General features: G+C 66.1%; 15 protein-coding genes, 1 pseudogene and 2 riboswitches. Of the genes and pseudogenes, 4 read left to right on the forward strand and 12 right to left on the reverse strand.

Going from position 1 to position 21,409, the window contains the following annotated elements:
• The 4 genes and pseudogenes from W823_RS0128475 to W823_RS38100 form a co-directional block, all read right to left on the reverse strand.
• Positions 1 to 275: pseudogene (locus W823_RS0128475) on the reverse strand (hypothetical protein); the annotation flags it as partial.
• Positions 276 to 388: 113 nt separating this feature from the next.
• Positions 389 to 3,586: a nocobactin polyketide synthase NbtC gene (gene nbtC, locus W823_RS38090; RefSeq protein WP_023956261.1), complete on the reverse strand. Its 3,198-nt coding sequence runs from the start codon at positions 3,584 to 3,586 to the stop codon at positions 389 to 391.
• Positions 3,579 to 4,913 (reverse strand): polyketide synthase, encoded by a 1,335-nt coding sequence (locus W823_RS38095; RefSeq protein ID WP_023956263.1) that lies wholly within the window; start codon positions 4,911 to 4,913, stop codon positions 3,579 to 3,581. Before W823_RS38095 ends, nbtC begins: the two co-directional genes overlap by 8 nt.
• A gap of 12 nt (positions 4,914 to 4,925) precedes the next feature.
• Positions 4,926 to 5,696, reverse strand: coding sequence for a thioesterase II family protein (locus W823_RS38100; RefSeq protein ID WP_023956265.1), 771 nt, complete (start codon positions 5,694 to 5,696; stop codon positions 4,926 to 4,928).
• Positions 5,697 to 5,864: 168 nt separating this feature from the next.
• Between W823_RS38100 and W823_RS38105 the strand changes: the two genes are divergently transcribed.
• Positions 5,865 to 6,491 carry a GNAT family N-acetyltransferase gene (locus W823_RS38105; protein WP_023956267.1) on the forward strand — a complete coding sequence of 209 codons (627 nt, stop codon included), beginning with the start codon at positions 5,865 to 5,867 and terminating at the stop codon, positions 6,489 to 6,491.
• 27 nt (positions 6,492 to 6,518) lie between these two features.
• On the opposite strand, the gene W823_RS38110 is transcribed toward W823_RS38105, so the two are convergent.
• Genes W823_RS38110 through W823_RS38120 form a run of 3 tightly spaced genes read right to left on the reverse strand, consistent with a single transcriptional unit; the run spans position 6,519 to position 12,657 of the window.
• Positions 6,519 to 7,841: a SidA/IucD/PvdA family monooxygenase gene (locus tag W823_RS38110; protein WP_023956269.1), complete on the reverse strand. Its 1,323-nt coding sequence runs from the start codon at positions 7,839 to 7,841 to the stop codon at positions 6,519 to 6,521.
• Positions 7,838 to 11,374 carry a non-ribosomal peptide synthetase gene (locus tag W823_RS38115; RefSeq protein ID WP_023956271.1) on the reverse strand — a complete coding sequence of 1,179 codons (3,537 nt, stop codon included), beginning with the start codon at positions 11,372 to 11,374 and terminating at the stop codon, positions 7,838 to 7,840. Before W823_RS38115 ends, W823_RS38110 begins: the two co-directional genes overlap by 4 nt.
• A gap of 8 nt (positions 11,375 to 11,382) precedes the next feature.
• Positions 11,383 to 12,657, reverse strand: a complete 1,275-nt coding sequence (locus W823_RS38120) for a salicylate synthase (RefSeq protein ID WP_235189466.1) — start codon at positions 12,655 to 12,657, stop codon at positions 11,383 to 11,385.
• A gap of 324 nt (positions 12,658 to 12,981) precedes the next feature.
• On the opposite strand from W823_RS38120, the gene W823_RS38125 reads away from it, so the two are divergent.
• From W823_RS38125 to thiD, 3 genes are all read left to right on the forward strand, one after another.
• The gene (locus W823_RS38125; RefSeq protein ID WP_023956276.1) at positions 12,982 to 14,595 is read left to right on the forward strand and encodes a (2,3-dihydroxybenzoyl)adenylate synthase; all 1,614 of its coding nucleotides are present in this window, start codon (positions 12,982 to 12,984) and stop codon (positions 14,593 to 14,595) included.
• A 30-nt stretch (positions 14,596 to 14,625) separates the two neighbouring features.
• Positions 14,626 to 14,730: riboswitch (TPP riboswitch) on the forward strand.
• Complete coding sequence (gene thiC, locus W823_RS38130; RefSeq protein ID WP_051406420.1) at positions 14,723 to 16,411, forward strand: phosphomethylpyrimidine synthase ThiC; 1,689 nt, start codon at positions 14,723 to 14,725, stop codon at positions 16,409 to 16,411. Its footprint overlaps the riboswitch before it by 8 nt.
• Positions 16,408 to 17,262, forward strand: coding sequence for a bifunctional hydroxymethylpyrimidine kinase/phosphomethylpyrimidine kinase (gene thiD / locus W823_RS38135; protein ID WP_023956280.1), 855 nt, complete (start codon positions 16,408 to 16,410; stop codon positions 17,260 to 17,262). Before thiC ends, thiD begins: the two co-directional genes overlap by 4 nt.
• 21 nt (positions 17,263 to 17,283) lie before the next feature.
• Here the strand turns inward: thiD and W823_RS38140 are convergent, their stop codons facing one another.
• From W823_RS38140 to thiO, 5 genes are all read right to left on the reverse strand, one after another.
• Positions 17,284 to 18,033, reverse strand: coding sequence for an ABC transporter permease (locus W823_RS38140; protein WP_023956282.1), 750 nt, complete (start codon positions 18,031 to 18,033; stop codon positions 17,284 to 17,286).
• A complete protein-coding gene (locus tag W823_RS38145; protein WP_023956283.1) occupies positions 18,033 to 19,142 on the reverse strand; it encodes an ABC transporter ATP-binding protein in 1,110 nt (369 codons plus the stop codon). Before W823_RS38145 ends, W823_RS38140 begins: the two co-directional genes overlap by 1 nt.
• Before the next feature lie 67 nt (positions 19,143 to 19,209).
• Positions 19,210 to 20,022, reverse strand: coding sequence for a thiazole synthase (locus W823_RS38150; RefSeq protein ID WP_023956285.1), 813 nt, complete (start codon positions 20,020 to 20,022; stop codon positions 19,210 to 19,212).
• Complete coding sequence (gene thiS / locus W823_RS38155; RefSeq protein WP_023956287.1) at positions 20,015 to 20,218, reverse strand: sulfur carrier protein ThiS; 204 nt, start codon at positions 20,216 to 20,218, stop codon at positions 20,015 to 20,017. The genes W823_RS38150 and thiS overlap by 8 nt, the downstream gene beginning before the upstream one ends.
• Complete coding sequence (thiO, locus tag W823_RS38160; protein ID WP_051406428.1) at positions 20,203 to 21,285, reverse strand: glycine oxidase ThiO; 1,083 nt, start codon at positions 21,283 to 21,285, stop codon at positions 20,203 to 20,205. The genes thiS and thiO overlap by 16 nt, the downstream gene beginning before the upstream one ends.
• Positions 21,276 to 21,395, reverse strand: a riboswitch (TPP riboswitch). (Overlaps the previous gene by 10 nt.)
• Positions 21,396 to 21,409: the final 14 nt, after the last annotated feature.

A 21,409-nucleotide genomic window follows, 5' to 3' on the forward strand; every position in this document is an offset into this window, starting at 1 on the left:
GGTGCAGCGGCCGCGGTGGTCGGCGCAGGAGCGGCGGGCGCAGCGGTGGTCGGCTGAGCGGTCGCTCCAGCCTGCACGGTTCCCTGCGGGTTCGCCGCGGCCCCGAGATTCACCACGGTGGGTTCGGCGGAGTTCGACGCCGAATTGTCGGTGTCGACGGCAAACAAAACCCCCACCACACCGATGGACACTATGAGCGCTGAGATGACCGCCGACACACCGGCAGCCACGAACACTGTCGGCACGTTGACACTCGAGTTCGATTTCTCGGTCACCACATCTGCTTTCTGTTCACTTCATGATTTCCCCGCATGTACGCGCTATTGAACCACGACACGGGCTTAAATGGTAAGCCTGTCCTTACCTGAATTCAGGAGTGCGATGGCCGTTACCCACCGACGGTGGTCTCAGACCCCACATCCATCAACCTGACCACCTCGTCGAACGATGCGCCGCCCAGGATCGCCTCCACCGGAAGGTCCCGATCGAGTTCGGATTTCACCCGGCGACGGAAATCGAGCGCCTGCAGCGAATCGAGCCCGAGCGCGACCAACGGCACGGTCCGGTCGATGTCGGCCCCGTCGATGCCCATCACGCGGTGAAGCTCGGTGACAACCAATTCGGCAAAAACCGCGCTGTCCGTCGGCGCAGCGAGTTTCTCGGGTGCGGCCGGTTCCGACGCCGTCGGCGAGCCGGCCGTCACCGGCGAAGGCGTAGTCGGCAACACGGAAGAAGCCAACTGAGCCGGCGGGCGTTCGGGGACCAGCCCGGCGATCAGGGGTCCGTGCCCGAACATGGACACGATGTCGTGTAACTCGGCCCAGTCGGCCGCGGCGACGATCGTGTCCGCCGTCGCGCCGGTGAAGGCCACCGACAACGCGTCCGCGGGCCGCATGGGGATGACGCCTGCCCCTTCGACCCGACCGACGCCGGCCGTGTCGAGCGGACCCTGCACGTTCCACAACCCCCACTGCACCGCCGCCGCCCGCATGCCCTGTTCGCGCAAGGTGCGCGCCAGCACATCGAGCATCCGGTTGCCTGCCGCGTACAGGATCTGTCCGCGACCTCCGAGGGTTGCCGCGATCGATGAACACAGCACAACACGACATCGCGGCGCCAGCGGTGCCGCCGCCAGCAGGTGCATCAGGCCGACGACCTTCGACCGTGTCGCTGCCGCAACGAGATCGGGTGTGATGTTGCCGGATTCGGAGTCCACGTAGTTCACCGCAGCATGTACCACCACGTCCACCGGCTCGGTCACGTGATCGGAGACGAACTGCAGAACCGATGCCTCGTCACCGACGTCACAAGCCACGACATCAACCCTCGCGCCACCCAGACTCCGGATGTGCCGCAATCGGTCTGCAGTGGAAGCGGTTTCACCTGATCGGCTGAGAAGGGTGATCCTGGTCGCGCCCCCAGTGGCGAAGTACTCACAGAACTCCAGACCCAGCTTGCCGGTTCCGCCGATGATCACCACGTGATCGTCGGGACCCGAACCGATGGCTGGATCGTCGAACCCGAGTGGTGCGGCATCACCGAGCCCGGGTGCGGGGCGTCCGTCCACAGCGTCGACGTAGGCGAGGCGTTTTGCGTAGACCTTGGCGCCGCGCAGGGCCAGCTCTGGCTCGGCAGCGATGTGCAGAGCGCCGATGACGGCGGAAGCCGACGGCGCACCGTCGCCGGGAAGATCGAGGTGCCGGAACGTCGTGCGCGGGTACTCGGCTGCCAGACAGCGGAATCCGGCGTTGGCAGCGGCATGAAACAGGTGTGGGACCGGGTCGTCTGGCACCACGTGTTCGCCGGCTGCAGTCACGAGCCAGCATTCGGCGGCGTCGGTGACCGCGGCCGGCAGCCAGCCCCGGTTGCCGAAGAAGTCGGAGAGGTCCGCGATCGCGGCGGGCACGGTGTCGCCGGAACCACTCGGCAACAGGATCACCACCGAATCGAACTGCGCCGACCCCGACGGTACCTGCTGTCGGTACATGCTCGCGGTGGCGCCATGGGCCGGCGCTGCGGCGCACAGGTCGGCGGCCCATTGCTCACACCGCCCGGTGTGGTCGACCAGCAGAATGGAACGCGGTGGCACGAGCGTGCGGCGCGCCAGCCGCGTCCACGTCTCGGTGATGCGGCGGGGCAACAACGCCGAGTCTTCATCGGGCACTGCCGATTCCAGTTCCTGCCCAGGCGCCAGATGCGAGGCCCACAGCGACCGCCGCGCCATCTGCACGTGAGGGAAATCGGGCAGCGGGGGTATGGGTTCCACGTCGGCGACAGCGAGGGACTCCCACCGATAGCCGGAGTCGTTGACGGCGACGGTGGCGAGATTGTGTGTGAACTCGCGCAGGTCTTCTGCGCTGCGCCGCGACGTCCCGATCACGGGCATCGCCGCGTCAGGCGCTGCCGTCGCGATGTTCTCCTGGATGGCAAGCGCCAGGGTGGGGTGCTCGGCGATCTCGATGAAGGTGTCCGCCCCGCTGCGCACGGCGCCGCCGACCGCGAGATCGAACCGGACACGGTTACGAAGGTTCCAGAACCAGTAGTCCGACAGCGGCTGTGACGGCGACATCGCCTTGCCCAGGGTGCCACCGAAGCATGGGGTCGACGTCTCCGTGAATCTCGGGTTCTCGAGCTTGTCGGCCAACGCCTCGCCGAGTTCGGCTCGGAATCTGCTGACGATGGAGGTGTGCGCCGGGTAGTCGACCCGGATCTCTTTCGCGAACTTTCCTGCGGCAGTCAGTGTTCCGACCAAGTCATGCACCGTCGAACGGTCACCCGAGATGCACAGGATGTGCGGAGAATTGACCACCGACAGCTCTGCCCACCCCGAATGTTCGGCCAGTAACGCCTCGCACTCATCACGGTCGATGGCGACCACCGCCATCGAATAGCCGGTCGGCGAGAACTCGACGACCAGATTCGCCCGGGTGGCCACCACGTGGATGACATCCGTCAACGACATCGCTCCCGAGATGTACGCCGCGGCGATCTCACCCTGGCTGTGCCCCACCGTCAGCATCGGTTCCACGCCGAACGACCGCCACATCTGCGCCAGGGCGATCATCTGCATCAGAAGTGCGGGCTGCACCACGCGGATGTCCTCGTGCACACGCCCGTCCGCGTCAACCAAGCGCTCCTGCTGATCGAGCAGATAGTCCCTGGGGCTGATGCCGTACAGCTCGACGAAGATGTTGTTCATTCTGTCGACCTCGTCCCGGAAAACCGGTGACGCGTCGTAGAACACCTTCCCCATACCGGGGTACTGACTGCCCTGCCCCGGAAAGACGAAAGCCGTTGTCCGCCTGGTCGCCGGGCCGCGGCCACGCACCACGTCCGGATGGTCGCCACCGTCCGCGAGCGCCCGCAGGCCGGCAGCGAGGCGATCCCGGTCGGAGGCCATCACGAGTGCCCGATGCCTCCGGACCACACGGGTGCGCATCAGCATTGCCGCGACAGCACTCGGGGTCACCGACGGGTTGTCACGCACATACGCCGACAACGCGCCGGCCTCGGCCGCCAGGAGCTCCGGCGAATCAGCAGACAGGAGAACCGCGGTCCGGCCGTCGGGCAGGCAATGATCAGGCATGGTGGGCTCCCGCGGTCTCGACGGCCACGGCACTGTCCGGCATCGCGACGATCGCATGCGCATTGGTGCCCGAGACCCCGAACGACGACACGGCGCCGTAGCGCAGTCCATCTTTCGGCTCCCAATATTCGAGGCCGTCGGCCAATCGGAGCGCCGAACTGTCCCAGTCGACCTTGGTGGTGGGCCGATCGGCGTGCAGTGTCGGCGCGATGTGCCCGTTGCCCCCGCAGAGCAGCATCTTGATCAGCCCGAGCATCCCCGAGGCAGCCTGGGCGTGGCCGACGTTCGACTTCACCGATCCCAGCTTCACCGTCCCGGCGCTCCCCTGCCCGTAGGTGTTCTGCAACGCGGTCAGCTCCATCGGGTCACCGAGCGGCGTGCCGGTGCCATGCCCCTCGATCAGGCCGATGTCGCCGGCCTCCACCTCCGCTGCCGCCAATGTCTTCTCGATCAGGCGAACCTGCGCCGCCGCACTCGGCACCACGATCGGCATTCCCTTGCCGTTGTGGTTGATACGTGTTGCGAGCACGCGCCCGTAGATCCGGTGTCCGAGCGCCCGCGCCCTGGATTCGCGTTCGACGACGACCACACCGGCCCCTTCACCCCACAGAGTTCCGCTGGCATCGGCCGCATACGACCGGCAATGTCCGTCCGATGCCAGCCCGTTGTTCTTGGAGAACTCGTAAAACGCAGCGGGAGAACCCATCACGCAAACGCCGCCGGCAAGCGCCCAATCACATTCGTCGTCGCGGACCGCTCCAGCAGCGAGGTGCAGTGCCGTCAGCGACGAAGCGCAGGCCGTGTCCACGCTGATCGATGGACCGACCAGTCCGAGGCTGTGTGAGATCCTGCCGGCAACCGCGCCGAGCGCGGTTCCGGTGATGCGGTGACCGCTGAACTCGTTGACAGCGGCCGCCCGCGGGCCGTACTCACTGATCGACACGCCCATGTAGCAACCGACCTCCGCATCCTCCAGAGAACCGGGGTTGATCCCGGCGTCCTCGAGTGCGCGCCAGGCAACTCGCATGGCGACCCGTTGCTGAGGGTCCATCGCGATCGCTTCGCGTGGACTGATCCCGAAGAAGCCCGGGTCGAAATGCGATGCACCGTCGAGGAATCCACCGGCATCGGCGACGGCACTCCAACCGTCGAGCCGGTGCAGAGCGAACAGCTCCTCGATCGGCCAGTCGCGGTCTCTGGGAAAAGGACAGATCAGCTCGCGCCCGGCAACGAGTGCCTCCCAGAAGGCTCCGGTGTCCTCGATTCCTCCCGGCGCTTCCACGGACATCCCGGAGATGACGATCGGATCGTTCGTGTTGGCTGACATTCGCCGGCTCCGCTACCGCTGGATCGATTGTTGTGCTGCCGCGGGTTCGGCGACGAGCAACTCGGCGACATCGTCACGGTTCTCGTCGAGATAGAAGTGCCCGCCGTCGAAGACGGTCACATCCACCGAACCGGTGGTGTGTGTGCCCCAGCCGTGCAGTTGGCCGGGGGTGATGAAGGGGTCCTCCGCGCCCCCCATGGCGCGGATCGGGGCCGCGACCGTCACCTCGGTGCCGCAGGAGTAGGCATCGAAGGCGCGGTAGTCGATCTTCATGACAGGCAACGCCATTCGCATCACATCCGCACTCGCCAGTACGTCACCACCGGTGCCGTTCAGCGCCGAGAGGTGCTCGAGCAATTCCTCGTCGCCCGTCGGGTGGGGAGGCAGGTCCGCAACCTGTGATGGGGCCACCGACGCCGACACCCCGAGCAACCGCACGTCGATGCCGCGGGCTTCGGCCAGACGGACGAACTCGAACGCGGTGACAGCACCCATGCTGTGGCCGAACACGGTGATCGCTGCCTGCCGGTTCCATCTCGATCCGACGAACTCTGCAAGGGCGCCCGCAGCAAGATCGGGCAAGGTTTCGGCCGGCGCCTCCCGTGCGCGGTCCTGCCGTCCCGGATATTGGAAGACGATCACGTCGAAGGAGGAACTGAGTTCTTTGGAGAACGCCCGGTAGGTCGATGCCCCGCTACCCGCGTGGGGAAAGATCAACAGAGGCGGATTTGCCGGGGACGTGGGCTGATGGAACTGCCGGATCCATCCGAGGTCGCGTGACATCTACGTACTGCTCCTTCATTCTCCGGCGGCCATGGGGCCGACACCACGGGCGGCCAGAAGCGCTGCTCTTCCGGCGGCCAGAGGCCGGTTCCCGGTACCCGAAGGCCGGAACTCCTTGGTTAGGCTACCCTACTTGCGTCCGGCTGAACTGAACGGAGCACGACCGACGTGACCTCGCATGTCCTCAAACGTGAACTCACGGACGTCGGTGACGATGTCCGGGCAGCTCCACCGCCGGTGGTGCCCGACTTCGATCCGCCGTTCGCGTTGCGCCTCGTCGACCCCGACGGCTCCGACCCGGAGATGCTCGCCGCGTGGATGTCGCTGCCGCACCTGGTGGAGACCTGGGAACAGCCATGGTCGGCTGCGCAGTGGCGAGCAGACTCGGCCGCACGCCTTGCCGGCGACTACTCGCGCCCGTGCATCGTGAGTGCCGATCTCGCCGCATTCGGAGTCTCCGGTGAGGCGATGACCGAGGTGGCGTACGTGGAGCTGTACCGCTCGGCCCGCGACGAGAACGCCAAGGTGTATCCAGCTGCGCCCCGCGACATGGGCTTTCACATCGCAACTGCACGGACCGACCTCCTAGGCCGAGGTGTGATGTCGACCTGGATGGAACGGCTCGCGGAGGCGATCTGGGCAGCAGACCCGTTGTGCCACAGTATTTTTGTGGACCCCGATCACCGAAACGCCCACATGCGCAGGGCCCTGGCGAAAAAGGGCTACCGCGATCTCGGCGAGTTCGACGTGCGTCCCGGTCGCCGGATTGCGCTGCACTCGCTCAGCCGGCCCTGACCCCGCTCCCCGACGTCGGCCCGTCGGTCACCTACGCCCGTAGCCCGCCTGGGCTCGCCGGCCCGGTGACACCTTCTCGGGCGCGCGCAGCAGACGATTGGACAGCTCTCCCAGACAACTGAGATTCGGAAAACCGGGGCCCTGAGCGAATCCGGCCAGATTCGGCAGATACAGCTTGGGACGCAGACCGGTGACCGAGAGGTCGTAACCGATGGACAGTTCCAGCCGTTCTTGATCGATCGGCCAGCCGATCGCGAGTTCGATGAGGTCTGTGGTGGCCGGATCGAACAGCTCCATGAACCACAGGGGCTGTCCACCCGTGGCGTCCACCACGAGGTCGAAGGTGTGCGCCTGGTCCGAACGCAGTTCGTTGTGCAGTGTCACCGCCACCGACTGCCCTTGCTCCACCACCCGCACCACTCTTCCCTGCAGGTGATGGACTCGGGCGTCGCTGATCAGGTTCTCCTGCACGCGAACCGAGAACACACCGCGGTCGGTGCGGCGGATCACGTCGCGTCTCTCGGCAGTGCTCAGCGCCGCCCACTTCGACGGGTCGCTGAACAACGCGTTCTCGAAGAAGCTCTCTCCGCGGGTGTAGATCGTGGCCATCGGCGAGATGACGGAAATCGTCATCGCGTCGTGCCGAACCAGTTCGTCCAGTGCAGACCCCGCGGTCTCGCCACCGCCGATCACGGCGGCCCGAGACGATGCGGGAATTTCCCTGCGGCCGGCCAGGTTCCAGAACTCGGCGATGCTCAGTACCCGTGGATGCCGGGCCAGGGCCCGATCGCTGCGGCCCGGGCCGGAGATCATCAGCGCGTCGGCGGAGATCTCCTGTATCGAGCCATCAACTCCTGACACCTCGACATTCCAGCCGGGGCCATCGGCCGAGATCTTGTGCGCCGTCCCGAGCACCACCTCCAGGTCGACCTTGCTCGCCACCCACTGCAAGTACTTCGCCCATGTGCTGTGCGGAGGTGCCGGTCTGCCCCGATCGATCCATTCCGAGTAGGTGCCGCGATCGATGAGATACGACGTCCAGCTGTAGGCCATCATCCGCGTGTTGATCTCGTGGTTGTGCCCGCGAGCGATGTTGGAACGGTACGGAAATCCGATGTCCTTTTCCGGGCTCGTGCCCAGTCGATGCCGACCGTCGGTCCATCCACCCCCGGCTTGCCAGTTGGCGCCGACGGCATGCGATTCCACCGCCAGGACACGCGGCGCCGGCAGGCCGAGCTCCCGCATCACCGTCGCCTTGGCCGCGACAGCAAGCGCTTTCGGTCCGGCCCCGATGATCAGGAGCGTCTGCACTGGTCCCGTCAGCCGGTCCGACCCGCCCGCACCGCTCATTCGGTCACCAGGTCCGCAAGTTCGTCGTCACCCATGGCGATGACCTCGAGGTACATGTCCGCAACCTGCTCGAGGCGGCCGACGACAGGGTCCGAGGCCATCAGCCGAGCGGCGATCGACGCAACCGTCCGTCCGGAGAACACATCGCCGACAACCGCATTCGGAGCATCAAGCCACTCACGGACACGGGCGACCAGTGTGGTCGCGAGCACCGAGTCCCCACCGAGAGCGAAGAAGTCGTCGTCTCGCCCGACCCGGTCGGCCCCGATGAGCTCGCCGACGATGTGGGCGAGCGCGCGCTCGAGTGCGGACCGAGGTGGTTCGAACTCCGAGCTGGTGTCCTCGATGTCGAACATCGTGTGCACCGCACGGCGATCGAGTTTCCCGACGCCGGTGATCGGCATCGTTTCCAGGATGAGCAACTGTACGGGGATCATGTACCCGGGCAGCAACTCCCGAAGACCGTCCAGCACGGCCTCGCGCTGGAGCGAGGCACCGAACTCCGGCGAAACGGCGGCCACCAACGTGGGAGCTGCGCCCGTGAGCACCGACGCCACCGCACGGTGCACCCCAGGCAGCAACCGGAGCGCGCCCTCGACCTCACCCAGTTCCACCCGGTAGCCGCGGATCTTCACCTGATGGTCCGCACGTCCGAGAAACTCCAGGCAGCCGTCGGGCCAGTAGCGCGCCAGATCGCCGGTGCGATACCAGTTCTGGCCGTGGTGGCGCACAAACCGGTCGGCGGTGCGTTCGGGGTCGCCGCGATATCCGTGCGCGACCCCGGCTCCACCGATCCACAGTTCGCCGGCCACCCAGTCCGGGCAGTCGTTGCCCGTGGCGTCGACAACCCGGCACTGCACGTTGTTCAGCGGCGTTCCGTACGGCACTGCGGCCCAATGATCGGGCGGGTCCACCGTCTCGCAGATCGTGGCGTGGATGGCCGTCTCGGTGGTACCACCGAGACCGGCAACCCGAACGCCCGGTGCCAGCGCCGTCATGCGGCGGGGCAGGTCGACGCCGACCCAGTCGCCACCGAGGAACACCGCGCGCACCGATGCGAGCGCGGTGCTGCCGGCGGGTGTGGCGTTGAGCAGCATGTCGAGCAGGCTGGGTACGCATGCGAGCAGCGTGATCGAATGGCGCTCGATCAGTGCCTTCCAGACGTCGGGATCGGTGCGCTCGGCGTCGGTCATCGTGACAACTGTGCCGCCGACACCCCACAGTCCGAAGATGTCGTAGATCGACAGATCGAACTCGAGGTTGGAGACCAGCAGGGCGCTGTCGGCGGCAGTCACACCGAAGCGGTGATGGAGGTCGTCGATGGTGTTCATGACCGCCCGGTGTGGCACCTCGACCCCTTTGGGGATCCCGGTGGATCCGGATGTGAACAACACGTATGCGACGGACTCGCGGTCCGGGATCGCTGCCTCTGTAAGAGGGGCCGGACACTGTGCGGCGTCGGTGTAGGTGAGCGCTGTGAGGCCGGTAGGCAGGTGGGGATCGGGAGTGGCACCCACCCAGGCGACAACCTGTCCGGCGGCAAGAATGTGCGCTCGCCGCGCCGCGGGTTGGTCGTGACCCGCCGGTACGTACGAGGCACCGGCCGCGAGGATGCCCAGGGTGGCGATGATCTGTTCGGGGCCTTTCGGAAGCTGTACCGCGACAGCCTGACCCGGCTTGACACCCGCCTGGTGTAGCGCCCCCGCGACAGCGAGAGCTGCTGCGCCGACCTCACGATAGGTCAACAGGCCCTCGGTGCCGAACCGGATGGCTGCAGCCTCCGGAGTCCTTGCCGCCCATGAGAAGAAGCCCTCGTGCAGCACCTGTCCGCTGGTCGGGTGGTCGGTCGCGTTGACCCTGTCGCGCACCGCACGCTGATCGAGGGGAAGCTGCGGGGTGGTGTCGGCCTCCCAGGCCGCCTTCGAGAGGGTGAGCCTGTCGACCGCGACACGGTACTGGTTGAACATCGCGTCGATGACCCCTGGCGAGAACGCCGATTCGCGCACGTCCCAGTTCAGCAGTAGTCCGCCCCGCACCTCGGTGACCTGCGCATCGAGCAGGACCTGCGGGCCCTGCGAGACAATCCACTCGGGGTCGCCGAAGGTGTGCACCACATCGTCGTCGAACAGCTCACCGAGATTGAGTGCGCTGGTATACACCACCGGCGCGAGCACCTGTTCTCCGCGATGGCGACCGAGGTCACGCAGTACCTCGAGCCCGCTGTACGAGGCATGAGACCCGTTCGCGTGCATCACCTTCTGCAACGCGCGAGCGCGGTCGAGAATGGACGAGTGGGCAGAGGCGTCGACGTCGAGCAAGACAGAGGTGGTGAAGTCGCCGATCAGCCGATCGGCGTCGGGATGTACGGCCTCACGCTGGAACAGGGGAAGATTCAGCAGGAATCGGGGCGAACTAGACCACCGCGCGATCGACTCGGCGAACACCGACGCCAGAGCCATGGCCACCGTCACGCCACGCTCGTGCGCTGCCGCGATGAGGGTCTCCTTGGCTGCCGCATCGATCCAGTGGTGATGACGCACCACTCGGTGCTCATCGGTTCGCTGCGACCGCGGAACCAGCGGAAGTGCTGGGGCCGACGGTAATTCATCGAGCCGATTCGCCCACCACTGCTGATCGCGATCACGATTGACATCCGGGTGTTCGCCGCGCCAGGCGAGGTAGTCCCGATAGGTGAACTCGGCGGCAGGTAGTGAACGGCCGTGATAGGCCGCAGCCAGGTCGGCCAGCATCGTCCGGTAACTCATCGCGTCACCGGCGATCATGTCGACATCGACGTGAAGTCGCGTCCTGCCGTCTGGCAACAGGGTCAGGGTGATGTCGAGGACCTGACCTTCTTCGATCGGCAGCATCTGGTGAGACTTGTTCTGCCGCAACTCGTTCAGGGCCTGCTCGACCTGCGCATCGCCGGCCGATCTGAGATCCACGACGCCGAACACCTCGCGGCCGGGTTCGGCCAGCACGCGCTGGGTACCGTCGGACAGGATCTGTACCCGAAGCATCGGATGCGCCGCGACCAGGTGAGCAACGGCTTCTCGGAGCCGTGACGGGTCCACATCGGCTCCGTCGAACTCGACGTAGAGGTGGGCCGCGACACCGCCCAGGTCCTGACCTTCGGAGCGGCCGATCCAGTAGGCATGCTGCATCGGCGCCAACGGGAAGGGCCCCGACTCGGCGAGCGTCTCGTGCGGGGCGTCCGGCGATGCCGAAACCTGCTGCTCTACAGGAAGAATCGACACCTGGTCGACCTGAGGCCTCGCCGATTCCGGGTGCCCACCGATGAGGTTCGCCCAGGCGGCAACCGAAGGGGCCTCGGCCAGCTGCGCGAAGTTCACGTTGTGGCCCCGTTTGCGCCAGCCACCCGCGATCTTCATCATCCGGATCGAGTCGAGACCCAGTCCGATCAGGTCGGCGTCGTCGTCGATGGTGTCCGGAGAGCACCCGAGTTGCTCGGCGATCTGCCGGCGGATCTCATCGAGGCCGACCTTGTCAGTGGGCTCGGTACCGTCGTTCATCACACGGCTCAGCGGTCGTCGGATGTGCGTTCGACGAGATAGGGCGCGATGCTCCCCAACTTCTCACACGTCTCGATGAATTCCCGCTCGGGAGACGACTGGCCGACGATGCCGGCACCGGCGCGCACCCAGGACCGGCCACCTTCCCGGAAGACCGTGCGCAACGCCAGTGCGGCCTCGAACTCGCCTTCGGACGAGGCGGTCAGAACCGCTCCCGAGTAAAGTCCGCGCCTGGTGGCCTCCAGGCGGTAGATCGCATCCACCGCAGCAGGTTTCGGGATACCAGAGGCGGTGACCGAAGGAAAGAGCACCTCGAGCGCGTCCCAGGGTCCGAACTCCGGCGCCAGCGTTCCCTGCACGGTCGAAGCGAGGTGCTGAACACTGCCCCGTTCGCGGACCACCATGAACTCGGTCACCGCGGTGGTGCCGGGCAGCGCCACCGACTGCACCTCGGTGAATGAGGTACGGACCGAAACCGCGTGTTCCACAATCTCTTTCGAATCCGACACGAGCTCGGCACGAGCGGCTGCGTCGAGTTCGGGAGACCGGCCGAATGCGCGTGTGCCCGCCAGTGGTTCGGTGACGATCCGGCGATTGGCATCAACCGATCCGACGAGCTCCGGGCTGAAACCCGCAGCTTCGAGACCACCGAGCCGAAGCAGGAACGAGCGAGCGGGGTTGTTCTTCTTCCGGCCTTCGCTGTAGGTGGCGGCGATGTCGACGTCGAACGGGACATCGACCCCTCGCGAGATGATCACCTTCTCGTAGTCTCCACGATGGATCTCGGCCACCGCCTTCGCCACGCGACCCCGGTAGTCCGACGGATCGTCGTCGACCGGCAAGGGACTGGGCGACACCGGGTGAGAATGCGGCGCACGGCCCGCCATCTCGCGTAGTCTCTCGGCCAGTTCGTCGCCGGCACCCTCCACCCGGATGCCGTCGGGTTCCACCCACGCCTCGAACTCGGGCACGACGAGGTGGGCGAGCACGCTTCCTGCGGTGAGGTGATCGCCGGCACCGAGACCCGGCGCGCAGAAGTCGAACGCGATCCATCCGTAGACACGCCAATGCGGGAAGGGCAGCCCGGCGAGCGCTGCGGAGATCGCGCCGGCAGGTAGGCCCGACCAGGCTTGTGACGTCGACTCGGTCCCGATCGTCGTGACCACCTCATCGGTGGTGAGCACCACGCTGGCCCGCTGTCCCCCGGCGAAAACCCAGCGATTCTCGCGTTCGTACACGACGTAGTCGTCGGCGACATCCGCCTGCGCCCAGGCCGCACAGATCTGTGCGGCACCGAGGTCCCCGTGGAGCGCCCCGGACTCGTCGCCGCCCTTGTTGTCGCCGCCCTTGTTGTCGCTGTTGGTGTCGATGGTCGCGGTCACGCGATCGCCCCGGCAAATGCTCTGCTGCTCATGGCATCCTCTACTCACCCGCACCACGTGTGGACCCCAGTGGCCCACGGACTTGTCAGGCGTCTTGTCGATCGAAAGTTCGTCCGTGCCCCAATGATCCCAGCAACCGCGGACTTAGGATGGGCTAACTCTCGCGCTTGAGGCTAGCCTAACCAACTGATCTGGGCCAAGTCTACGATCACCACCATGTCTGTGATGCACGACGACAGCGACCTCACGAGCGGTTTCACACCCCACCCCCCGGCGGCCGCGGCGCGGTACCGGGAACTGGGCCTGTGGCGAGAGACACCTCTCTGGCGGATGTTGTGGGACCAGGCCGATGCGACACCGGATGCGCCCGCCGTCTCCGACATCACCCGCACGCTGAGCTATCGCGACCTCGCCGAGTTGTCGGCCCGGCGTGCGGCCGGGTTCGTCGAGGCCGGGCTGCGCCCTGGCGAACGCGTGGTGCTGCAGAACCAGAACTCGGTGGATTTTGCGGTCAACTTCTTCGGCATGCTGCGAGCGGGAATCGCGCCCGTGATGACTCTCCCCGCCCACCGCATCAACGAGATCGCCCATCTGGCTCAGACCGCCGGGGCGGTTGCCTATGTCTGCCACGGCCACGCCGGCGGGTACGACTACCGCGACCTGGCCCACCAGCTGCGCGGGCGCGTCGACACCATCCGCGCGGACTTCGTCGACGGTGGCCGGGGTTCCGAGGCCGCGCCGCCACAGGGCGACCCGAGCCGCCTCGACGTTGTTCCCACCCCCGATCCCGACAGCCCCGCACTCTTCCTGGTATCCGGTGGCACCACGGGTCTGCCCAAACTGATCCCACGCACCCACAACGACTACCGATACAACGCCGAACTCAGCGCCGAGGTGGCCGGGTGGACCTCCTCCGACACCTATCTCGTGGCGCTTCCCGCCGCGCACAATTTCCCGCTGGCCTGCCCAGGGTTGCTCGGCATCATCTCCGTCGGTGGCCACGCGGTGTTCACCGACAACCCCTCTCCCGACCACACCTTCGACCTGATCGAGAAATACCGGGTCACCGCGGTGGCACTCGTGCCGGCCCTGGCCCAGGTCTGGACCGCCGCGACCGAATGGGAACCCGCCGACGTCTCGTCACTGCGGCTGCTGCAGGTGGGCGGGGCCAAGCTCGCCGAATCCGACGCGATTGCGGCGAACGCGGCGTTCGGCGGCGCGGTGCAGCAGGTGTTCGGGATGGCCGAGGGGCTGATCTGTTACACCCGGTCCACCGACGACGAACAAACGGTCACCCGCACCCAGGGTCGCCCGATGAGCGACCACGACGAGGTGCGGGTGGTCGACGAGAACGGTGATGACGTGCCCGACGGCACGGAAGGTGAATTGCTGGTGCGCGGTCCGTACACCATCCGCGGCTACTACCGCGCCGGCGAGCAGGGCCGGCGGTCGTTCACCGACGACGGCTTCTACTGCAGCGGTGATCGTGTGCGGAGACTGGCCTCGGGCCATCTCATCGTCACCGGCCGCATCAAGGACACCATCGTGCGCGGCGGCGAGAACGTGGCGGCCGACGACGTGGAAGAGAACCTCGTCGCCCACAACAACATTCGGCAGGCAGCGGTCGTCGGGGTTCCCGACGACTCTCTCGGCGAACGCATCTGCGCCGTCATCGTCGCCGACGGTCCGGCGCCTGACCTCCCGACCATCCGGCAGTTCCTCGCCGACCGCGGGCTGGCGACGTTCAAGCAACCCGACCAGCTCGAGGTGGTCGCCGGTCTGCCGGTTACCGCGGTCGGGAAGATCGACAAACGCGCATTGCTGCTGCAGCTGACTTGACGAGCGGCGTAAGCTGCCCTTGGACAATAGAAAAGCACGGGGGCTCTCGCGATCCGAGGGCTGAGATGACGGCAGGCGGCCGTCGACCGGATGAACCTGACCGGGTAATGCCGGCGTAGGGAGAAAAATGGTTGACGCCGTAAATTCTGTGACCACGGGCCCGATCCGCGGAAGCTCCAAGACCTACCAGCAGATCGATCATCTGCGGGTACCCGGACGGCGGGTGCACCTGTCGAACGGTGAACACCTCGACCTGTACGACACCTCCGGCCCGTACACCGAGCACAATCCCGAGTTCGACCTCGAAGTCGGTCTGCCGAAGATCCGCGACAGCTGGAACCGGCCCGCGCCGGTGGACGGCGCCAGCACCCAACTCGCCTGGGCAAGAGCAGGTTTGATCACAGACGAGATGCGCTTCATCGCCGCCCGTGAGCAGATGGATCCGGAGTTCGTGCGGTCCGAGGTCGCGATCGGCCGAGCAGTCATCCCGGCCAACCATCGCCACCCGGAGTGCGAGCCGATGATCATCGGCAAGGCGTTCACCGTCAAGGTCAACGCGAACATCGGCAACTCGGCGGTCAGCTCGTCGATCGCCGAAGAGGTGGAGAAGATGGTCTGGGCCACCCGGTGGGGTGCTGACACCATCATGGACCTCTCCACAGGCAAGGACATCCACGCCACCCGCGAGTGGATCATGCGCAACTCACCGGTGCCGGTGGGCACGGTGCCGATCTACCAAGCCCTCGAGAAGGTGAACGGCGATCCGGTCAAGCTGACGTGGGAAGCCTACCGCGACACCGTGATCGAGCAGGCCGAACAGGGTGTGGACTACATGACGGTCCACGCCGGCGTGTTGCTGCGTTACGTGCCGCTCGCCGCGAACCGGGTCACCGGCATCGTGTCGCGAGGGGGGTCCATCATGGCTGCCTGGTGTCTGGCCCACCACGAGGAGTCCTTCCTCTACACCCACTTCGAAGAGTTGTGCGAGATCTTCGCCCGCTACGACATCACGTTCTCCCTCGGAGACGGTCTGCGACCGGGCTCGATCGCCGACGCCAACGACGCCGCCCAGTTCGCCGAGCTACGCACGCTGGGCGAACTCACCAAGATCGCGAAATCACATGGCGTACAGGTGATGATCGAGGGTCCCGGGCACATCCCCATGCACAAGATCGTCGAGAACGTCCGCCTCGAGGAAGAGTTGTGCGAGGAGGCGCCGTTCTACACGCTGGGCCCACTCGCCACCGACATAGCCCCCGCATACGACCACATCACCTCGGCGATCGGCGCGGCGATGATCGCACAGGCCGGTACTGCGATGCTCTGTTACGTGACCCCGAAAGAGCATCTGGGACTTCCCAATCGCGACGATGTGAAGGTCGGGGTGATCACCTACAAGATCGCCGCGCACGCAGCCGATCTGGCCAAGGCTCATCCGCGCGCGCAGGAACGCGACGATGCCCTCTCGCGGGCACGTTTCGAGTTCCGCTGGAACGACCAGTTCAACCTCGCCCTCGACCCCGACACCGCCGTCGAGTACCACGATGAGACGATGCCCGCCGAGCCTGCCAAGACGGCCCACTTCTGTTCGATGTGCGGCCCGAAGTTCTGCTCGATGCGGATTTCCGCGGATGTCCGCGCATACGCCGAAGAGCACAACCTGGTGACCCAGGACGACATCGACCGCAAACTGGCCGCGGACATGGCCGCCAAATCGGCCGAGTTCATGGAAAAGGGTGCGGCCGTATACCTGCCGCTCACCGAAGCCGGCTCGGCACCCGCGACCGGTGTGGGTCCCGTACTTTCGACACCATGACCGACGCCGTGCAGCTCCTACCCCGGGTACCGCTGGGGCAGACACCCGTTCGAGTGATGACCATCGCCGGCACCGACTCCGGCGGTGGCGCAGGCATCAACGCCGACCTGCGGACGATGGCCTTGTGCGGAGTGCATGCCACGGTGGCGGTCGCCGCGGTGACGGTTCAGAATTCGCTGGGCGTCAGCGGTTTCCATCCGATTCCGCCGACTGTCGTGGCCGACCAGATGCGGTCGGTGATCACCGACATCGGGATAGGGGCGGCCAAGACCGGCATGCTCGCTTCAGGCGAGATCATCGATGCGGTGGTGGGCGCGGCCGATGAGCTCGATCTCGGCCACGGACGGACCATCCCCCTGGTGGTCGACCCTGTCTGTGCGTCCATGCACGGTGACCAGCTCCTGGCCGACGAGGCGATGGATTCGCTTCGCGGCAAACTGATCCCGATCGCCACGCTGATCACGCCCAATCTGGACGAGGTGCGGCTCATCACCGAAATCGACGTCACCGACCGGGTCTCCCAGGAGAAGGCCGCACGCGCGCTACATGCGCTGGGTACTCAGTGGGCCATGGTCAAAGGCGGTCATCTGCGGTCGGACCCGAACAGTCCGGATCTGCTCTTCGACGGCACGGACTTCATCGAGCTCACCGCTCCGAGAATCGACACCGGCCACGACCACGGGGCCGGAGATACGTTGGCGGCGGCCATCACCTGCGCGCTGGCGCACGGCTATTCGGTACCCGATGCCGTCCGTTTCGCGAAGTCATGGGTTACCAAGTCGCTGTCCGTGGCCTACCCCTTGGGGGCAGGCCACGGACCGGTCAACCCGCTCTGGCGGCTCGAGATCTAGCGAGATCCCGGCGTCGTCTGGTCAGGCGTCGCGGCGGTCGGTCACGTAGATCGCCGCACCGAAGACCAACGCGGTGATCACCATGAAGTAGAACAGCGAACCGTATTCGTTCCAGTACCAATCGAATCCGAGTTCTCGGCCATCGATGAAGTGGTTGGCGTTCAGGAACGGCATGAGGGGTCCGGCAACATCCTGGACCTTCGGGATCGCCGACAGCACGTTCTCGAGCACCAGGCTCCAGACCAGCAGGACGACGATCGCACCGGCCGTCTGGCGGATCAGTGCCCCGATACCCAACCCGATCAGCACAGCCAGGAATGCGTAGAGCGGAACGCCCCAATACAGCCGGATGGCGTGGGAACCGAGCAGGTCGACGTCGGAACCCGACATCGCCTTGCCGATCGGAACCGAGATGAGGGTGAGCACAAACGTGACTGCCGCAGCCAGCCCGCCGTATACGGCCGCCTTTGCCAACAGGACGTTGTAACGCTGCGGAACCGCCTGGAACGACGTCCGGATGGTGCCGAAACGGAACTCACTGGTGACCGCCAGCACGGCCATGATCATGAGAACCGTGACACCGAATCCGGTGGTACCGACCACGAAGTCGGAGACGTTGACTTCGCCGTCCGAGGTGTTGTCGGCATTTGTGGCCCACCCCAGGAGGAATGCCAGTCCCAGTCCGAGAACGATGACGATGCCGACACACCAGTACGGCGACTTGGTGGTCACGAGTTTGATGCGCTCTGCCGCTACGGCGTTGGTGAGCATCAGGCTTTACCCCCAGATTGATTCTGACCCGCTTCGTCCCAACCTGATTGCGGATGACCCGGTTGCGCGTAACCCGGTTGGCCCGCAGGCGGTTGCACACCTGGTTGCGGACCCCACCCCGGTGGCGGTGGAGCGAATTGACCTTGCTGAGCAGGATAGGACGCTACCGACTGTTGTTGTCCGGGAAAGGCCATCGCGTCGTTGCCGTGGTATTCGACAGCGCCCGCGGTCATCGACATGAAGACTTCCTCGAGCGAAGCGGTCTTGCCCGAGAGCTCGTGGAGACCGATGCCGTTGGCCGCAGCAATGTCGCCGACCTGGTCGGTGGTGACGTTTTCCAGGCGCAACGACGGGCCTGCCCCGTCGTCGGCCACCGGCACCGAACGCAGCCCGGCCGCGGCGAGCGCAGCCTGCAGTTCGCCGAGTTTGGGACTACGCACGCGGACGGTGACCTGCGCGCTGCTGGTGAAGTCCTTGACAGACGCATCCGCGATCAGCTGCCCGCGGCCGATCACCACGAGATGTTCTGCGGTGAGCGACATCTCGGTGAGCAGATGACTCGACACCAACACGGTGCGACCCTGGTCGGCCAGAGCCCGCATGAACTTTCGGATCCAGACGATGCCCTCGGGATCGAGGCCGTTGACCGGCTCGTCGAAGAGCAGGACGCCTGGGTCGCCGAGCAGTGCACCCGCCAACCCGAGGCGCTGGGACATGCCGAGCGAGAAGCCCCCGGCCTTCTTGCCCGCCACCTCGGTGAGTCCGACATCGGCCAGCACCTGGTCGACACGGTGGTTCGGGATCCCGTTGGACGCCGCCATCCAGCGCAGGTGGCTACGGGCGGTGCGGTTCGGATGCACCCACTTGGCGTCGAGCAGTGCGCCCACCTGGGTCAGCGGCCTCTTGAGGTCGCGGTACGGCAACCCATTGATGGTCGCGGTACCCGACGTGGGACGGTCCAGTCCCAGGATCATCCGCATGGTGGTGGATTTGCCTGCACCGTTGGGACCCAGAAAACCGGTCACCACACCTGGTTTCACGTCAAACGTGAGGTTGCTGACCACCTGGTTCTTGCCATAGACCTTCGTCAGGCCCTGAACTCTGATCATGGCCCTCAGTGTGCCAGAGCAGCACCGCCGCCCACCTCATCCTTGTGACTGATCTTCACCGGCGGTCTCAGCTGTCGAGCTGCGGCGACGACGCCTGTGCCCAGAACCGCTTGGGGATCCGGCCGGCACCGTGGGCCAGCCTGCCCGCGGTCACTGCCGAACGCATCGCGGCAGCCATCCGGGCCGGATCGGCAGCCCTGGTCACCGCAGAAGCGAGCAAGACCGCGTCACAACCGAGCTCCATGGCCAGGGCCGCGTCGCTCGCGGTGCCGATGCCCGCATCCAGGATCACCGGCACGCCTGCAGTCGCGACGATCATCTCGATGTTGTGTGGGTTGCTGATGCCCAGCCCTGTGCCGATCGGTGAGCCGAGAGGCATCACGGCGGCGGCTCCGGCGTCTTCGAGTCGTCGCGCGAGGATCGGGTCGTCGTTGGTGTACGGCAACACCACGAACCCGTCCTGGACCAGACGATCGACCGCTTCGATCAACTCGGGTCCGTCCGGGAGAAGGGTCCGTTCGTCGCCGACCACCTCGACCTTGACCCAGTTGGTGTCGAGTGCCTCCCGGGCCAGTTGGGCCGTGAGCACGGCCTCGGCGGCGGTCCGGCAGCCAGCGGTGTTGGGCAACACCTCGATCTGCAAGCGGCGCAACAGGTCCAGCACTCCGGTGCGTCCGCCGGCATCGACCCTGCGCATGGCCACCGTCGTCATCTCGGTGCCGGAGGCGACCAGCGCGTCTTCGAGAATCGCCAAGTTGGCGGCGCCGCCGGTGCCCGTGATGAGCCGGGACGTGAACTCGCGGCCCGCGATCACCAGGGAGTCGTCGGCAGCTGTACCCGCCTGAGTCAATTCGTCAGGTGCCGTGAGCTGTTCAGCCACCCTGCACCGCCGTGAGGATCTCGATCCGCTCACAAGGCCCCAGCTCTTGCGCCCAACGGGACTGCGGATGAACCACGCCGTCGACGGCAACGGCGACCCCGGTACGGGGGAGGTCGAGTTGGTCGAGCAATGTCAGCACGGTCGCCCCATCGGGTAGCCGAACGTCGTCGCCGTTGACGTTTACATCGGTTGCCATGCGAATCTCCCTGGTTCTGTAGCTGGTTGGTCGATCTCCTTGCCGGAGAGGATGTCTGCCACCAGATCTGCGGTGACCGGGCACATCAGGATCCCGTTGCGACCGTGACCCGTCGCCACGATCGTCCGGTCGTCGAGCCTGCCGATGAGTGGCATTCCGTCGGGTGTTGCGGGACGCAGTCCCGCCTCGGCGCTGAGCAGGTGGTACTCGCGCAATGACGGCATGAGCTCGATGGCGTCGGTGAGCAGGTCCGCCACCCCACCGGCCACGGGTCGCCGGTCGAACCCGCTGTCGTACTGGGTGGCCCCGACGACAACGCCGTCGGGCCGAGGCACCACGTACACCGCTCGCCCGTTGACCCGGCCGCGCACAACGTGTTTCGGCGGACGCAGTGCGCCGGGCGTGGATCCGAGTCGCAGAACTTCGCCCTTGGACGGATAGACCGGGAGCCCGGTCCAGAGTGCGGCCGACCCGACACCTGCGGCGAGCAGCACCTGGTCGGCGGAGATCTCCGCCAGGTCGTGCACTGTTGTGGTCTCGATCCGTACTCCCGACGTCGCCGCGCGGTCGGCCAGCACGGCCAGCAGGCGGCGATTGTCCACTGCCATCTCTCGCCGGGCCAGGTAACCACTGCGAACCCGTCCCGACACCGCGGGCTCGAGTGCGCGGATCTCCCTGCCGGTCAACGGTTCTATCGGATGGCCGCGTCGGGCCAGCCATTCGGCGACCATGGCCAACTCGCCGACGTCCGCGCTGTCGACACCCACCATCAGGCTCGAGGAGGCAGCGACCACCTGATCGTCGCCCAGCCTGTCGATGAACTCGGGCCAGCGCGACATCGCCTGCTCGGCAAACGCGAGGTAGACGTCGTCACCGGTGCGACTCTCCCCCGCAATGCCCAGCATCCCGGCCGCCACCCGAGATGCCGCGGTGGAAACGAGCCCGTCGCCGCGCTGCGGCTCGAGGTGACCTGAATCGTAAACGGTTACCTGCCAGCCGGATTCGGCGGCACGAACCGCACATGCCAGACCGATGACGGCGCCACCGACGATTGCGAGAGACTTCATCCCACCTTCTTCCTTCGCCGGCATTACCCGGATCAGGTGTAACGGTCATGGGCAGGTTCGCGACCCAGATCTCAGCCCGACGCATCCCTCGGGCACCCGTGTGTGTACTGACCGACAGACTACT

This window comes from Williamsia sp. D3 (genome assembly GCF_000506245.1).
Taxonomy (GTDB): domain Bacteria; phylum Actinomycetota; class Actinomycetes; order Mycobacteriales; family Mycobacteriaceae; genus Williamsia; species Williamsia muralis.

What these genes read in the sequence shown, in the direction of transcription:
- nbtC (WP_023956261.1), bottom strand. Translation starts at nt 3,586, where the DNA reads ATGCCTGATCATTGCCTGCCCGACGGCCGGACCGCGGTTCTCCTGTCT.
- W823_RS38095 (WP_023956263.1), bottom strand. Translation starts at nt 4,913, where the DNA reads ATGTCAGCCAACACGAACGATCCGATCGTCATCTCCGGGATGTCCGTG.
- W823_RS38100 (WP_023956265.1), bottom strand. Translation starts at nt 5,696, where the DNA reads ATGTCACGCGACCTCGGATGGATCCGGCAGTTCCATCAGCCCACGTCC.
- W823_RS38110 (WP_023956269.1), bottom strand. Translation starts at nt 7,841, where the DNA reads ATGAGCGGTGCGGGCGGGTCGGACCGGCTGACGGGACCAGTGCAGACG.
- W823_RS38115 (WP_023956271.1), bottom strand. Translation starts at nt 11,374, where the DNA reads ATGAACGACGGTACCGAGCCCACTGACAAGGTCGGCCTCGATGAGATC.
- W823_RS38125 (WP_023956276.1), top strand. Translation starts at nt 12,982, where the DNA reads ATGCACGACGACAGCGACCTCACGAGCGGTTTCACACCCCACCCCCCG.
- thiC (WP_051406420.1), top strand. Translation starts at nt 14,723, where the DNA reads ATGGTTGACGCCGTAAATTCTGTGACCACGGGCCCGATCCGCGGAAGC.
- thiD (WP_023956280.1), top strand. Translation starts at nt 16,408, where the DNA reads ATGACCGACGCCGTGCAGCTCCTACCCCGGGTACCGCTGGGGCAGACA.
- W823_RS38140 (WP_023956282.1), bottom strand. Translation starts at nt 18,033, where the DNA reads ATGCTCACCAACGCCGTAGCGGCAGAGCGCATCAAACTCGTGACCACC.
- W823_RS38145 (WP_023956283.1), bottom strand. Translation starts at nt 19,142, where the DNA reads ATGATCAGAGTTCAGGGCCTGACGAAGGTCTATGGCAAGAACCAGGTG.
- thiS (WP_023956287.1), bottom strand. Translation starts at nt 20,218, where the DNA reads ATGGCAACCGATGTAAACGTCAACGGCGACGACGTTCGGCTACCCGAT.
- thiO (WP_051406428.1), bottom strand. Translation starts at nt 21,285, where the DNA reads ATGAAGTCTCTCGCAATCGTCGGTGGCGCCGTCATCGGTCTGGCATGT.